Annotated in this window: 13 protein-coding genes; 5 read left to right on the top strand and 8 right to left on the bottom strand. The window is 60.1% G+C overall.

Annotation, left to right across the window (positions count from 1 at the left end; all coding sequences use genetic code 11):
• Nucleotides 1–42: 42 nt before the first annotated feature.
• On the bottom strand, nucleotides 43–222 hold the full coding sequence (locus BLS26_RS35565; protein WP_157676353.1) for a hypothetical protein: 180 nt from the start codon (nucleotides 220–222) through the stop codon (nucleotides 43–45).
• A 44-nt stretch (nucleotides 223–266) separates the two neighbouring features.
• Nucleotides 267–1460: a CaiB/BaiF CoA-transferase family protein gene (locus BLS26_RS06865; RefSeq protein ID WP_092509588.1), complete on the bottom strand. Its 1194-nt coding sequence runs from the start codon at nucleotides 1458–1460 to the stop codon at nucleotides 267–269.
• A gap of 392 nt (nucleotides 1461–1852) precedes the next feature.
• Between BLS26_RS06865 and BLS26_RS35560 the strand changes: the two genes are divergently transcribed.
• The 3 genes from BLS26_RS35560 (at nucleotide 1853) to BLS26_RS06855 (ending at nucleotide 5245) form a co-directional block, all read left to right on the top strand.
• Nucleotides 1853–2251: a hypothetical protein gene (locus BLS26_RS35560; RefSeq protein ID WP_157676351.1), complete on the top strand. Its 399-nt coding sequence runs from the start codon at nucleotides 1853–1855 to the stop codon at nucleotides 2249–2251.
• Between the two features lie 702 nt (nucleotides 2252–2953).
• A complete protein-coding gene (locus tag BLS26_RS06860; protein WP_157676349.1) occupies nucleotides 2954–4252 on the top strand; it encodes an O-antigen polymerase in 1299 nt (432 codons plus the stop codon).
• Nucleotides 4253–4312: 60 nt separating this feature from the next.
• Nucleotides 4313–5245, top strand: coding sequence for a hypothetical protein (locus tag BLS26_RS06855; protein ID WP_092509584.1), 933 nt, complete (start codon nucleotides 4313–4315; stop codon nucleotides 5243–5245).
• Between the two features lie 69 nt (nucleotides 5246–5314).
• Here BLS26_RS06855 and BLS26_RS06850 read toward each other — a convergent pair whose 3' ends face one another.
• Genes BLS26_RS06850 through pseB form a run of 3 tightly spaced genes read right to left on the bottom strand, consistent with a single transcriptional unit; the run spans nucleotide 5315 to nucleotide 8889 of the window.
• The gene (locus tag BLS26_RS06850; RefSeq protein WP_092509582.1) at nucleotides 5315–6736 is read right to left on the bottom strand and encodes a hypothetical protein; all 1422 of its coding nucleotides are present in this window, start codon (nucleotides 6734–6736) and stop codon (nucleotides 5315–5317) included.
• A 16-nt stretch (nucleotides 6737–6752) separates the two neighbouring features.
• The gene (gene pseC, locus BLS26_RS06845) at nucleotides 6753–7904 is read right to left on the bottom strand and encodes a UDP-4-amino-4,6-dideoxy-N-acetyl-beta-L-altrosamine transaminase (RefSeq protein ID WP_092509580.1); all 1152 of its coding nucleotides are present in this window, start codon (nucleotides 7902–7904) and stop codon (nucleotides 6753–6755) included.
• Nucleotides 7897–8889, bottom strand: a complete 993-nt coding sequence (pseB, locus tag BLS26_RS06840; protein WP_197681317.1) for a UDP-N-acetylglucosamine 4,6-dehydratase (inverting) — start codon at nucleotides 8887–8889, stop codon at nucleotides 7897–7899. Before pseB ends, pseC begins: the two co-directional genes overlap by 8 nt.
• 232 nt (nucleotides 8890–9121) lie before the next feature.
• On the opposite strand from pseB, the gene gmd reads away from it, so the two are divergent.
• Entirely contained in the window at nucleotides 9122–10141 is a 1020-nt protein-coding gene (gmd, locus tag BLS26_RS06835; protein ID WP_092509576.1) for a GDP-mannose 4,6-dehydratase, read from the top strand.
• Nucleotides 10142–10260: 119 nt separating this feature from the next.
• Complete coding sequence (locus BLS26_RS06830; protein ID WP_172804560.1) at nucleotides 10261–11394, top strand: glycosyltransferase; 1134 nt, start codon at nucleotides 10261–10263, stop codon at nucleotides 11392–11394.
• A 48-nt stretch (nucleotides 11395–11442) separates the two neighbouring features.
• On the opposite strand, the gene BLS26_RS06825 is transcribed toward BLS26_RS06830, so the two are convergent.
• The 3 genes from BLS26_RS06825 to BLS26_RS06815 form a co-directional block, all read right to left on the bottom strand.
• Nucleotides 11443–12153, bottom strand: a complete 711-nt coding sequence (locus tag BLS26_RS06825) for a cytidylyltransferase domain-containing protein (protein WP_092509571.1) — start codon at nucleotides 12151–12153, stop codon at nucleotides 11443–11445.
• 19 nt (nucleotides 12154–12172) lie between these two features.
• Entirely contained in the window at nucleotides 12173–13006 is an 834-nt protein-coding gene (locus tag BLS26_RS06820; RefSeq protein ID WP_157676347.1) for an aldo/keto reductase, read from the bottom strand.
• A 73-nt stretch (nucleotides 13007–13079) separates the two neighbouring features.
• Nucleotides 13080–14369 carry an aminotransferase class III-fold pyridoxal phosphate-dependent enzyme gene (locus BLS26_RS06815; protein WP_092509567.1) on the bottom strand — a complete coding sequence of 430 codons (1290 nt, stop codon included), beginning with the start codon at nucleotides 14367–14369 and terminating at the stop codon, nucleotides 13080–13082.
• Between the last annotated feature and the right edge of the window lie 12 nt (nucleotides 14370–14381).

Here is a 14381-nt window from a genome sequence, read left to right as displayed (position 1 = left end):
TTGTGACGATCTTCGGTTGTCGATGCATAGTGAATCTGGCGTTCAAATAGGTACGCAAGGCCAATCAGGTGTCGATTGCTGGAAGGGCGTGGCGATCTCAACGCGCCCGCTGCAAATCGCGGCGGCGTTCTGACGAAAGACGGCAACTGCGGCGATCACCAGCTTGAACGGCGGCGAGGCATAGGATGGCTCCATCATCGGGAAGGCGACCAACTCGGCCAATCGGCGAACGCACCCAGTTGCGCTGGCCGGGCCGGCCGCTGCGATTACACTACCTTGCGCTGGCGCAGCTCCGCGATTTCGTCGTTGCCGAAGCCGAACTCGGCAAGCACTTCCTCTGTCTGCTCGCCGAATTCCGGCGGGCGCACGGCCATCGAACTCGGCGTGCGCGACAGCGTCACCGGCTGGCCGACAAGCTGGATCTGCCGGTTCTCGTCGTTGGGAACGTGTTGCGCGATGCCGAGATGCTTGACCTGGGCATCGTCGAACATCTGGTCGATCGAGTAGATCGGGCCGCAGGGCACGCCGGCGGCGTTGAGCTCGTTGACCCAGGTTTCCGTGGACTTCCTCTGCGTCAGTCTGTCGATCACGGCGTTCAGCGCGTCGCGGTTCTTCGAGCGTAACGGCGCCGTGGCGTAATCCGGATCGGTGACGAGTTCGGGCGCGCCGATCGCCTGCGCGCAGCGCTCCCAGATTCGCCCGCCTGTGGTGGCGATGTTGATGTAGCCGTCGGAGGTCTTGAACACGCCGGTCGGAATGCTGGTCGGGTGGTTGTTGCCGGCCTGCTTGGCGACTTCCTTTTCCATCAGCCAGCGCGAGGCCTGGAAGTCGAGCATGAAGATCTGGGCCTGCAGCAGCGAGGTCTGCACCCACTGGCCCTGGCCAGAGACGTCGCGTTCCAGCAGTGCCGTGAGGATGCCGATGGCACAGAACAGCCCGGCGGTGAGGTCGGCGACGGGGATGCCGACCCGCATCGGCCCTTCGCCCGGCGCGCCGGTGACCGACATCAGCCCGCCCATGCCCTGCGCGATCTGATCGAAGCCGGGCCGCTTGTGGTAGGGACCGTCCTGGCCGAAGCCGGAGATGCTGCCATAGACGATGCGCGTGTTGATCTGGCGCAGGCTCTCATAGTCGATCCCGAGCTTGGCCTTGACGTCGGGGCGGAAGTTCTCGACCACGACGTCGGCCTGTTCGGCGAGGCGCTTGAACACTTCGAGGCCCTTGGGGTCCTTCAGATTCAGTGTCATCGCCCGCTTGTTGCGGTGCAAATTCTGGAAGTCAGAACCCTGGCGCGGGCCGCCCGGCTGTTCCCCGGTCGCGTCTTCCAGCAGCGCATCGATCTTGATGACATTGGCGCCCCAATCCGCCAGTTGCCGCACGCAGGTGGGCCCGGAACGGACGCGGGTCAGATCGAGCACGGTGAAGCGGGTAAGGGCCTGCGAGGCGCGGGGGAAAGGCATTGAGAAACCTTCTTTTTCTGGGATTTCGCGGGGAAAGGGCAGCCGCCACCTGACTTAGACAATTTGGCCGGAAATTCCAACTGCCGGTTCCGGGTTTGGCCGGCCAGCCTGGTTGGCCTGCGCCAGGAATGCCCCTCGGGCCTGGCGCCGGCTTGTCCTTGGGGGATTCCATCGGAACCCGCGAAGGGTGTCACCTGGACCGAAGTGGATCGATTTGCGTTCCGATTCGATACGTCAAATTTCCGCGCCGGAAGCATGGTATGGAAAGCATGAACATTCGCGATTTGAGTAGTATGGTTCCGCAATGTCAATTCCCGGTGGTGCGGCATAAGGGGCGTTTGGCTGTCCGGGAAGAGACGGGTCCGATCCTTGTTTGGGACAAGTGCTAGGCGATGAAATCCAAATCCATCATGGATCTGCCGGGTCAACCCGACGCCACTTCAGACGCGGTGGAGGCGGAAGCCTTCAATTTCATTCCTGCTCCGGCCAGCCAAACCCCGCCCCCCAATCAGACCTCGACCACGGATCAGCCCCAGCTCAACGGCGCGCTTGAGCCCACCGAGGAATATACCGAAAGCGTCCAATCCGTTTCTGCCTCGACGGCCGGAACGACCGTTGCCGTAACAAGCGGCCTTGAGAATTTCCGCATGAGCAGCCTACGTGTAGGCAGTGTCTCTTCGGTGCTGGAGGGCAGGCGCAGCCGACGTATACAGGCAGTGGTGCGGGCGGCACGATCTCCCCGATCGGAAGCCCCAGCAATCCGACCGGTCAGCAATAATCTGACGGCTTGAATCACGCGATCATCGCCACCAGCTGGAAAAGGCAGGTGGCGATTTTTTAACTGAGCGATATTGGACCACCTTCATATGGTTGCTAATCAAACCGGGGATAGTCGTCCGAGTCCAAGTGTTGCTTATGATGCCGCGTAGAACGTGGGAGTGAGAGTCATACCAAAATAGGAATCGTCGAAATGACGCGGTTTCCCCGGGGTTTCGGCGGCGGCCTCCTATTGTTTGAGCGATTCGTTCGCTTTGCGCGGGTCGATCGCGTGGAGCCACGTCACGAAATCTCCCAACTATCTCCGTTTTCTTCACATGGGTTTCTCGGTAGCGGAGACGCCTCTTTTCGGGGTGATTTCGAGCGCCAATCGAAACTTGGCAACGGCACGAGGCGTGCGAATATTGGCCATCATCCCGGCCTCGACCAGCCAATGAATTTGATCTCGTTCCGATGGTCGCAGGTGAACGCGAAACGGAAACCCGAGAAATCATCGCAATCGGCTTGGTCGACTTTTGAAGTCAGCGCTCGGCCAATCGTTCGAGACTCGGTTTTTGTTCAGCTTGCGGAACAGGGACGACGAGATCGCGAGAATTCGACAAGGACAACTATGAGCCGTGGCTTGGCCACGTGGTGACATCGATCGCGATAGGATGTATCTGTCTCAATCCGCGCCGCTCTCGATTCTACGGTGCCGTCCTTCAAATAGCCTGAGCATGGAACAGTTCGTTTTCCATACCACCCGCGTAACTCCCGAACGCGCCCTATTCGGGGCATGGTCGTGCTGGCTTGTCTGCCTTCTGCTGATGCCAGTCTCGGTAGTGTTCTATGGCACGTTCGAGACGGTGACCTTGTTCATCTCTGCGAATGTCGCGCTTTGGCTCGGATTGTCGTTCGCGTCATCGTCGAAATCCGATCTTCGGATTCCAGCTCAACGCCTTGTTTTCGACGAACGTGACGTTCGCCTGATCCTGCTTTGTCTCATTGTCGCCGGAGCGGTGGCGATCGTCGCCAAGACGGTTGATCTGGTGGCCTATCGCGGCATTCTGCAAGCTACGTCCCTCGCCGACGCGCGCCTGAAAATGGAAGTCAACGGTTCGAATTTGTTCTCCGGGCTCTATTTTGGCTTGTCGCCGGCAATCCTGACGGGCGGAGTTGTGGCCGTGGTGCTGTTTCGGAGCGGGCGTTACAATGGGATGCTGGTCGCAGCCCTGATCCCGTTCTGCATCAATCCACTTTTCTCATTTGTCTATGGCGGCCGGTCGGTCCTGTTCCTCGTCGCCGGGCTGGCGATCATCAGCTGGCTGCTAACCGTTCCCACGGTTTCGCGGCGACACGTGCTCTGTGTTCTCGGCTTGGTGTCTGCTGTATTCGTGGTTACCATGTATCTCTTTGTGTCACGCGCCATCGAGAGCGTGGGCGTGCAGGTGGACAGGCTGGCGAGCATGTCCGGCTATACCAAGCTCGTTCCGCTCGACGCTGGTACTATCGCCACCATGAGAGACTTGCCCGATCTTGGACGATACGCCCTCTACTACGTGACGAGCGTCGGTCAATACACGCTGCACGGCGTGTTCGAGTTCTTTTATCTGGTCCAGGCCAAAGGTCCCGACGCGAGTTTGCTGTGGGGCAAATACCAATTCACGCTTTACGATCAGGTGCAGCGGGCGATTCTGGGTCCAGGCTCCGTTTCCGATCTGGAGACGCACAATCCGACTTCCGGACTGTTCAGCACGTTCTGGGGACCCGCCTATATCGACTTCGGGTATCTGATCGTCGTTTACGGTTTTGCGTTCGGGTACGTCACGGGGCGCATTCGCAGGCTCATCGAGCGCGGCGACTTGTTTGCGCTTCCTCTCTACACGCTTCTTATTTTCCAGATATTTCTGGTTCCGATCGTCAATGGCATCCTTTTGGCATCGTCGGTTATCCTCAATATTGGGTTTTTCGGGATTTGGCTGCTAACGAGATGGTATCTCGGAAGACGGACAGCCGCGGTCCAGGTGGTGGCGTGACTAGGGCGCATCGAAGTGAGAGCGCGTCGATCTGGCGGGTATGGTAGCGAGCCGTAACAGATGATGATGGATTCGAGTGAACGGAGATCTATCTGGATCGCGGGCACGGTCGGGCTCGCTGCAGCGCTCGCATATTATGCTGTCGGAATAATTCCGACCTACGAGTATCGGACCGACGTTTCCGTGGGCGAGTACGCAGTCGAAGATGGTTTTCAGACTTTCGAGCCGGTCGCATCGACGGAGCAATATGTTCGCGACAAGGTTCTTGTCGCGCCGGTGCCGGATGATCTCAAGAATTTGGGCGTAATACAGCTCAGGTTGGAAGCGATCGTCACAGTCGTCGACACGGGAAGAACCGTCCGAATTCTGTCGGTGGCGGAAGAGAGCCGCATCGAACGTATCACAGCTGTTCATCGTTTCATCGCGGATGGCATCCTCGATCGGATCAAGCCACGGTCCGAGCACACGAAAGTGCGGTTGAGAAACAAGCTTGCGGCAGAAGAAGAGGTGCTCAAGCTCGCTTCGAGTAGCATGCCCGTTTTCTCCGAAATCACGTCGGATGCGAAGAAGTCCGAAGTCAAGATCCAGGAGATGGCGCGCCACCTTGCCGATGAAATCGTGCGGCTTGACCAGATTGAAGGTTCGCCGTCTTCCGCCGGCGCCGGCGAAACGATGATCAATATGGGGATGGGTTTGAGCAGACGTGGCCAACTTGCCCTGTCTCAGAGGCTCGGCATGGTCGAGCTCCCACAATTGCGGGCCGACATCGCCCGGACCTATCTGAGCTTAGGCCAGACCGTGACGCAATCGCGGCGGACGATCGCGGATTTGACCGGTCAACTTGCAGTCTTGCGTGAACCGGCCGTGACGCAATTCGTGGTGCGGAGCGCTTCGTCGACCAAGCCTGGGCTGGTGGTGGTGCTCGTTGGTCTGGTGGCAGGCCTCGCAACCTACCTGATTGCGTTTGCCATTCGGAAAATGAGGCCGGACTAGTCTTTCGCTCTGCTTGTTGTGCGTTGAAGCAGCCGGCGCAGACAAGTCGGTCACGGCCACAACGGCGGGCTATCGTGAAAGTCGTTGCAGGAACTTCATTGTCGCATCCGCGACGTTGCGGATATTTTCCTGATTGATGACCGAGGGGACATTGGCGGGATCCGATATTATCCCCGGGAAGGACTGCGCGACACTCCAGGCCAGATAGTCTTCGATTCCGCCGTCGGTCGGCGATCCCATCATGGTGGCGGCTTCATCGACTATCCCCGCGAAGTCGCCGTGGCTGGCCTTAAACGGATTGAAGCCGTTGCGCAGCAGAACTTTGTCGAAGTACATCTCGGCGATCGTGATAGCCGGCTTGCCCAATAGCCCGGCTTCGAGGCACGCCGTTCCGGAAATCGATATGGTCAGTCCCGCGCGTGAAATCAGCCGATGGGTGTCGGCGAACGGATCGATCAGGCGTACCCCCGGCAATCGCCTGAGATTGCGGTAGTAAGCGAGCGTGCGATCGCCGATGGCGTTCGGATGCTCTTTCACCCACATTTCCCAGTCGAACGGAAGCAGCCGGGTCAGTGCCTGAATGATCTCGTATTGGTTCGTGAATGGCGCGCCGATGACGTCGACGGAAGACTCCGGCTGTTTCTGCAAGAGAAACAGCGCGAACGGCCGTTCAGCGGTTTCCGGGGGGATATCAAACGTACTAGGCCGTCTTACGAGTGTCTCGGATAGCACGGAAGCGAGCCGTCGCGCGATCCGCGTCTGCAACGAGGGCATGGTGTGATCGAAACGCGCGGCCGCCGGCCGCATGATGGCTTGCCGGGCTTCGTCGAGCCAGTGTTTGCGCAACCGGTTTTGATTCATGTTGAGCGCAAAGTAGTAGGGACGTTCGCCGCGCTCTCGTAAATTCTCGAGCGCCTGCCGCGCAATGGCCCGATGCTCTTCGCCCGGTTGCTCGCAAAAAACGTCGATGCGCTTCTGAAAGACACCGGGGAAGAATGCAAAACGCTCCGACGGAATCCGGATCGTATGAGGCGCGTGGAAGTGTCTGCCGTTGGCGCGCATCACCGCCGAGGTGATGATCTCCGGCGCCCAGGTGTCCTCGCCAAATGCAAAGCGAATGTCGTTGTCGAGAACGAAGCGCTCGATCTCCAGCGCGGTGACCTGTCCGTAGGCCTCGATGTCCCACCCTGGATTAAGGGCGAGTTCGCGGTCCATGATCAACGCATTCTTGAGCCCGATCTCGGCGCCCTGGTCGATGCGCTGTATGCGGGATTTTTGTTCCACGGTCGGCTTGAAGGGGGAGGTCCAGCGCGAACCCAGTCCTGACAGATCGAGGATGCTGGAGCGGTCCCAGCCCTGGCCCAGGAGATAATTGGTCCAGCGTTCGCCCGTGCTGATCCAGAAGATGTCGGCGCCGGCAGCTTCCATGCCGCGCGCCCACGGCGAATAAAACTCGGTCTTAAGCTGGTTCGTGACGAACAATGCGCGCACGTCGAGCCTCCTAGGGTCAGGAAAGGTTCCTGAGCTCGCTCACGGTCCCGACGACGTAATCCATCTCTGCATCGGTGATGGTAGGGAACATCGGCAATGTCAGGATTTCCTGATAAACCGCCTCGGCGCGAGGACACAGGCCAATCTGGTAGCCAAACCGCTCGCGATAGAAGCTGTGATGGTAGACCGGGGCGTAGTGCACGTTGGCGCCGATCCCGGACGCCCTGAGATGATCGAAGGCGCGGCGGCGGTCGATCTTCAGAGCCGAGAGGTCGAGGCGGATGACATACAGATGATAGGCGTTGGTACGGTCCGGATGCGTCACCAGCGGCCGCGCGAACGGCAGGCTGGCAAACATTTGGTCATACCGCGCAGCGATCGCCTGCCGCCTGACCAGCCACTGCGGCAAATGCTTCAGCTGCGAAATTCCCAGCGCGCATTGAATGTCCGGCAGCCGGTAATTGTAGCCGATCTCGACCATGTCGTAGGCGAAAGTGCCGGTTTTTTCCCGCGATCGATGGTCGGAATCGATGCCATGATTGCGGAAGCGCCGCATGTGCTGCGCCATCCCGGCATCCTCGGTCAGGATCATTCCGCCTTCGCAGGTCGTGAGATGTTTCACCGGATGAAACGAGAAGGCCGAGAGGTCGGCGATGGTTCCCACCTGGCGGCCCTTGTAGGTCGCGCCCGGTGCATGACAGGCATCGGACACGATCTTGATGCCGCGCTTGGCCGCCAGCGCGCGCAGGGCATCATAATCGGCGGGCTGTCCGCCATAGTCGACGGCAACGATCGCCTTGGTGCGTGGGGTAATCTTCGCTTCGACGTCGGCGGGATCGATCAGCAGCGTATCGGTCTCGATATCGGCGAAAACCGGCGTGCCGCCTTCATAGACAACTGCGTTGGAGGAGGCGGCGAATGTGATCGCGGGGACGATGACTTCGTCGCCGGCGCCGATCTTGAGGGCGCGCATCGCGGCGTGGAGTGCCGCGGTTCCGCTGTTGACCGCGACGCCTTCCGCGGCTCCGCAAAACTCTGCAAATGCACGTTCGAACTCGCCGACCCGGGGACCGGTGGTCAGCCATGCCGACCGTAAGGCTTCGTCTACCGCCGCGATGTCGTCGTGGTCGATAACCTGCTTGCCGTAGGGAATGGAAGGCTTAGCCATGAACGCTTGTCGGATTGTCGAGCATGACCTTCAGCGCATCAGCGTCGAGCCAGTCCGGATTGTTGTCGCTGGCGTATCGGAAATCCTCAGCGACCGCTTTGCCCTTGTCATCGTAGCCCTTGTAGCTCCACCATGCAAGCGCCGGCTGAACGATATAGCGGTCCGCCATCTCGACCGTGAAGCGTGCGTCGTCCTCGGTGATCATCACCTCGTGGAGCTTTTCGCCCGGCCGGATGCCAACGACCCGTTGCGGGATGCCGGGCGCCATGGCCTTCGCCAGATCGACGATAGACATCGATTTGATCTTCGGCACGAACAGCTCGCCGCCCTGCATCATCTCCGCGCTGTTGAGAACGAAATCGACGCCCTTGTCTAGCGTGATCCAGAAGCGGGTCATTCGCGGATCGGTGATCGGCAGATGGTCGGTGCCTTTGGCGATGAGATCGCGAAAAAACGGCACGACGGAGCCGCGCGATCCCACCACGTTGCCGTAGCGGACGACCGCAAACCTGGTTCCCGTGCTGCCCGACAGATTGTTCGACGCGACGAAGATCTTGTCCGAGGCGAGCTTGGTGGCGCCGTAAAGGTTCACCGGATTGCAGGCCTTGTCGGTGGACAGCGCGATGACCTTTGGAACGCGATTGCTCATCGCGGCCTGGACCACGTTTTCGGCACCGATGATGTTGGTCTTCACGCATTCCATAGGATTATATTCGGCGATCGGCACATGCTTCATCGCGGCCGCGTGAACCACCAAGTCGACCTCGCGCATCGCCATCGTCAACCGGGCGAGGTCGCGCACGTCACCGATGAAAAAGCGAAGTCGGCTGTCAGGCAATGATTGGGCCATCATCGCCTGTTTGTATTCGTCGCGCGAATAGATGATGATCTTCTTGAGATCGTGATCCCGCAGCAGAACCTTGACGAGTTCGGTACCAAACGAGCCGGTGCCGCCCGTGATCAGGATTGACTTCTGTTGAAGCATACGTTCCATTTCGGGGTTATTGAAAAATTCGCCCGGTAGTAGTCAGTTCGAGCCGATATTGCAAGGAAAAGAGGGCGCTTGGTGGTTGCGCGATGGTTCGAGGTTGCTTAAAGAGCGAGAATTATGACGACCTGCTCCATTGCGCAACTGCTGAACGAGGTCGGCCGTCGATTTGACGAATGCCTGCCCCGCGATTGGTTGCGGCCAGTAACACTCGTAGCGATCTGAGAGGATGACGCGGCGAGCGCTCATAACAGGTGTTACCGGACAGGATGGCGCGTATCTTGCGCGGCTTCTCCTGAGTAAGGGCTACGCCGTCGTCGGCGGATCGCGTCCAGCTGCCGCAAGGGATATCTGGCGACTGAGAGAGGTCGGTGTCGATCGTGACGTCAAGATCGCTGATCTTGAGTTGTTGGACTCATCGAACATTCTTTCGGTCATTGAACGCGAACGGCCGGACGAGATTTATAATCTGGCTGCGCAAAGCGTCGTGAGTTCGTCATTTCAAACGCCGGTCCTGACCGGCGACGCCGACGCGCTGGGCGCGGCCCGAATCCTCGAGGCGGTACGCAAGTTCAACCCGTTGATCCGGTTTTACCAGGCGTCGACATCGGAAATGTTCGGTGACGCCAACGAGTCGCCGCAGTCCGAAACCACTCCCTTCTGTCCGCGAAGTCCATACGGAGTGGCAAAGCTCTACGCACACTGGATGACGGTCAATTTCCGCAATGTCGACGGCGTGTTTGCCTGCAGCGGTATCCTGTTCAATCACGAAAGTCCGTTGCGCGGCCTTGAATTCGTCACGCGCAAGATAACCCACGGCTTCGCGGCAATTGCGCTGGGCAATCGTGATTGCATCGAACTCGGAAATCTGGACGCCCGCCGGGATTGGGGTTTTGCGGCTGACTACGTTGAGGGAATGTGGCGCATGCTGCAGAGCGAGAAGCCTAGCGACTACGTGCTTGCGACCGGCCGTTCGCATTCGGTGCGCGACTTCTGCGAGATCGTCGCCGAAACGGTTGGCCTCGATCTCGCGTGGCAGGGTGTCGGTATCGATGAGAGGGCGATCGATATCAAAACAGGCCGCACGATCGTCCGGATCAACAAGGACTTTTATCGTCCGAACGAACTAATGCCGCTGGTGGGAAATGCGACGAAAGCCCAGCGGGAACTTGGTTGGCGTCCCGCCATGACCTTTTCGGAACTGGCACGAACGATGGCCGAGCGAGACTTGAAACTCGCGCAGCGCTAACCTTCGGTAGAGGCCGGGCGACCTTGGTTGTATAGTCGGAACTAGCCGATTTTGATTGCGTCGAATTTGGAATCATGTGCATTAGACCGCATTTGCGATGCGAATGGTGTGCTTATCTCATGCGAATTCTTCACGCCTTCAAGGTTTATACGCCCGATCATCACGGGGGTATTGTGGAAGCAATCGCGCGCATTACGGCTGGAACTCCTGACGGCGATTCGTCTTCATTGCTGGTTTGCCGCTATTTCGGATTAGGGAACACGGTTGAGGTCGACGGTCTTCCGGTCGAGCGGACGACAACGCTGGCGCAATTCAGCTCGCTGCCCATCTCGCCGGGGTTTATTCCAGTGTTCCTGCGGCGCGTCAGAGACGCCGACGTCATCGCATTTCACGCGCCTTTTCCATTCGTCGATATCGGGCTGCTCGGGATCCCCGACAGCAAGGCTCTCGTGATCCACTGGCATGCGGAGATCACCGGCAGGAACCTCTTTCGTCCGATTTTTCATCCGCTGCTGAAAAAATCTGTCGAGCGGGCCGATTGCATCATCGTCTCCCATCCCTCGATCGTTGAGCAATCGGAGTATTTGGCGAACTACAGCAGCAAATGCGTGGTGGCGCCCTACGGCATCGACACGGATTTCTGGTGCAACCAGGCCCCGGAAGACGCCGCGCCAATCAGCGAGCTCAGGCAGAAGCATTCGCGCCTGATTGTCGCCTGCGGACGTCTGGTGCCGTACAAGGGCTTCGACGTCCTCCTGAAGGCGCTCAGGCATGTCGACGCACACCTCCTGATCGCTGGTACCGGCCCGCTCGAAGCCGAATTACGGGGCATCGCGACCGCATCCGGCGTGGCTGATCGCGTGACCTTTGCCGGATATCTGTCGCGGGCAGAGCAACGGCAGGCTTTCGGCGCCGCCGATCTGTTCGTCCTTCCGTCGGTCAACGAAGCCGAAGCATTCGGAATAGTCCAGTTGGAAGCTATGTGCAGCGGTATTCCCGTAGTGAATACGGAGCTGCCCACTGGAGTTCCCTGGGTTGCCCGGGACGGTCTGGAAGGTCTGACCGTCGCTCCGCGCGACGAAGCTGCACTGGCTGCCGCCATTTCACGGCTACTCGACGACCCCGACCTCGCAACGCGTCTGGGGGCGGCCGGCAAGGCGCGCGCCGTCAGCCTTTTTGGGTGGCGTAAATTCGCCTCCGACGTTGCCGAACAATATCACCAGGCATTTTCCCGGCGCAAAGCCCTGTCCTGAACAGCACGTCTTTGGAGCCAATATTCGCCTTAGGCGCGGGGAAGGGCATCAGGCCGGCGCGTTGATCGCGACGATTTCGGGATGCTGGTCGAGATACCCAAGCACGTCCTGCTGCAAGAAATTGTTGTTGAGGCCGGCCAGTCCTGCGAACACCTTCTCGACCATCTCGAAATCGGCCGGGGTATCCACCGTCCAGCGCAACAGGCCGAGATCCGGCGTCTGGGTCAGATGCGCCAGCCGGAACTTCTGGGGATTGTGGTAGATATACTGGGTCACATGCTCGCGATGGCCCGGTTCGGTCGCTTCGCGATGGGCGCGGTCGAGCGCCGAAAATGAAACCACCTCAACGTCGAGGCCATCGGGATATGTGCGATTGATGCCGTTGCCGGCGATGTCGGAGCCCTCGCGCTTCTGCAGGTCGACGGCGGCGTCGATGATGGTCCAGTCGATCAGCGGGCAGTCGCCGGTCAGCCGGATCACCTGCTCGGCCGGCCCGAACGCTTTCACGGCGCCGTGAAAGCGCGCCAGCACGTCATGCAGCGCGCCGCGATAACACGACACGCCATTGGCGTCGCAGAACGCCTGGATGGCATCGTCGGAAGCTTCCTCGCTCGTTGCCACCACCAGCCTGTCGATGGTCCTCGACCGCCGGATGCGCTCGATTTGCCAGCCCAGCATCGGACGGCCGAGGATCGGCCGCAGCACCTTGCCGGGCAACCGGGTGGAGGACATGCGGGCCTGGAGGATGGCGAGGATCATGGGCGTTCTCGTATTCGGGCTACCAGCGGGATGGGGTGAGGGTGATCGCGTCGTCGATCGCGCAGGCCGGCCAGTCGAACTCGGGAAGGTCTGCGGCTGCCGCGGTCACGATCTCCGATAGTTCGTCGCGTTTGGTGACGCCGACGACGGCGATATCGACCTCGCGGCGGGCAAGCGTAAATCCGATCGCCGCCGTCACCGGGGTGAGCCCAGCCTCCCCGATCCGGGCGCGGGTGGCCGCCAGCGCGGGGCCGGCGTGGGTCAGGCTGGCCGGGAGTTTTGCAGGATCCATCATCAGGAGCCCCTGCAGGAAGATCGAGCGGACGTGAATTTCGACGCCGAGCTCTTTCAGCGACGCCATCTCGCCGTTCTGCAGCAGGCGCTGATCGAGCAGGCTGAAGGGAATCTGCATGAGGTCGGGCCGGTATTGCCGCGCCAGTTGCAGCGGGCCATCGGCGAAGTAAGCGGAGATGCCGATCCGCCTGAACAGGCCTTCGTCGCGCAGCCGCTGCAGCATCGCCCAGAGGCGAGGTCCATCGGGCCCCAACAGGTCCTGGGCGGCGTGCACGAGAATGGCGTCGGCCGTTTTCGTGCCGAGAAATTCCAGCGAACGCCGCGCCCGGCTTTCGACCTGTTCGAGACCGTGGCTCAGCGGCAGCGTCTTGGTCACGATGGTAAAGCGATCACCGGGATGTAGCGCGCGCCCAAGAACCTCTTCCGCATTGCCATAGCTGGCGGCGGTGTCGAGCACCTTGATGCCGGCATCACCAGCGGTCACAAGAATGCCGGATACTTCGGACGGCGAAACCTGGCCGGCCGTATTGGAAACGCCGTAGTCGATTCCAAATTGCACCGTGCCCAGTCCAATTCTGGGCACGGAGGAGATTTTGGTATCGCGCTGCGCGATCATGCCGGGAGCGTTGCCGTCAGCGAACGCGGAACAGCGGCTCCAGCGGCTCGCATTTGAGGTATTGACGGATCGCGCGGTGATCGACGGCTTGCCGCAGGATGGGGAAGATGGCGTCGTAAGCCGCGACCAGCGCATCGACGTCCGCTTCGCTGTGGGCATAGCTGATATTGTGCGTGCCGACGGATAGGAGCCCGCGTTCCATCATCTCCTGCATCCAGAGCGTCTTGATCTCGAACGCGTTGGTTCCCTCCAAATCCCTGAACAACAGAAACGACCATGTGGGATCGCCGCTCGTTGAGGTGAAGTGACCGATGCCGTGCTTGTCGATCAGCTTCGTCACCTCGGTCAGGATGCGCGATCCGCGCTTGCGCATTGTTGCGATGACGGGCTCGCGCCGGAGTTTTGCGATCGTTGCCTTGGCGGCGGCCAGCGACAGGGTCTCGCCGCCCATGGTGAAGGAAAAGAACACCTCTTCCATTTCCTGCATCACGTCGCGGCGGCCGCATACGGCCGAGAGTGGAAAGCCGTTCGCAATGCCCTTGCCGAGAGTCGTGATATCGGGGGCAACGTTGAACAGTTCCTGCGCGCCACCGAGCGCGTAGCGAAAGCCCGTTATCGTCTCGTCGAACACCAGAAGCGCGCCTGCGGCGTGCGTGAGCGCCTTTACGCCTTCAAGGTACCCGGGCTCGGGCTGCGCCACGTTCATCGGCTCCATGATGACCGCGGCAACCCCGTCCTTGAACTGCGCGAGCATTTTCTCGAGGGCAGGCAGGTCGTTGTAGGGGAAGGCGTGCGTCAGGTCGCGGCTCGCCTGCGGCACGCCCTTGTTGCGGGCGGTCCCGCCAATGTACCAGTCCTGCCAGCCATGGTAGCCGCAGGTCAGCACGTGGTCGCGACCGGTGAAAGCGCGGGCGATGCGCACGGCGCCGGCGGTCGCATCGGATCCGTTCTTTCCGAAGCGAACCATCTCCGCGCTTGGAATGATCTCGCACAACAGCTCGGCGACTTCGGTTTCGAGCGGGTGAGAGAGCGAGTAGATCGTGCCGTCCTCAAGCTGGGTTGCCACGGCTGCGTTGACGTCCGCATCGGAATAGCCAAGCGTCACGGAACAGAGCCCATTGATGAAATCGATGTATTCGTTGCCATCGATGTCCCAAACCTTCGATCCTTTTCCGCGCGTAACGAAATACGGCGATACGCCGAACGGATACTGGGTAACGCTCTTCGAGAAGGTCTGCGCTCCCAGAGGTATCGAGTGCCGGGCGCGGGCAAGAAATTCTTCCGATTTGGCGTAGCGAATTGACATGTTGATCCACCG

It is taken from the genome of Afipia sp. GAS231 (genome assembly GCF_900103365.1).
In the GTDB taxonomy this organism is placed as follows: domain Bacteria; phylum Pseudomonadota; class Alphaproteobacteria; order Rhizobiales; family Xanthobacteraceae; genus Bradyrhizobium.
The sequence above is the reverse complement of the archived record's forward strand: the minus strand, read 5'-3'. Positions and strand labels throughout refer to the sequence as shown.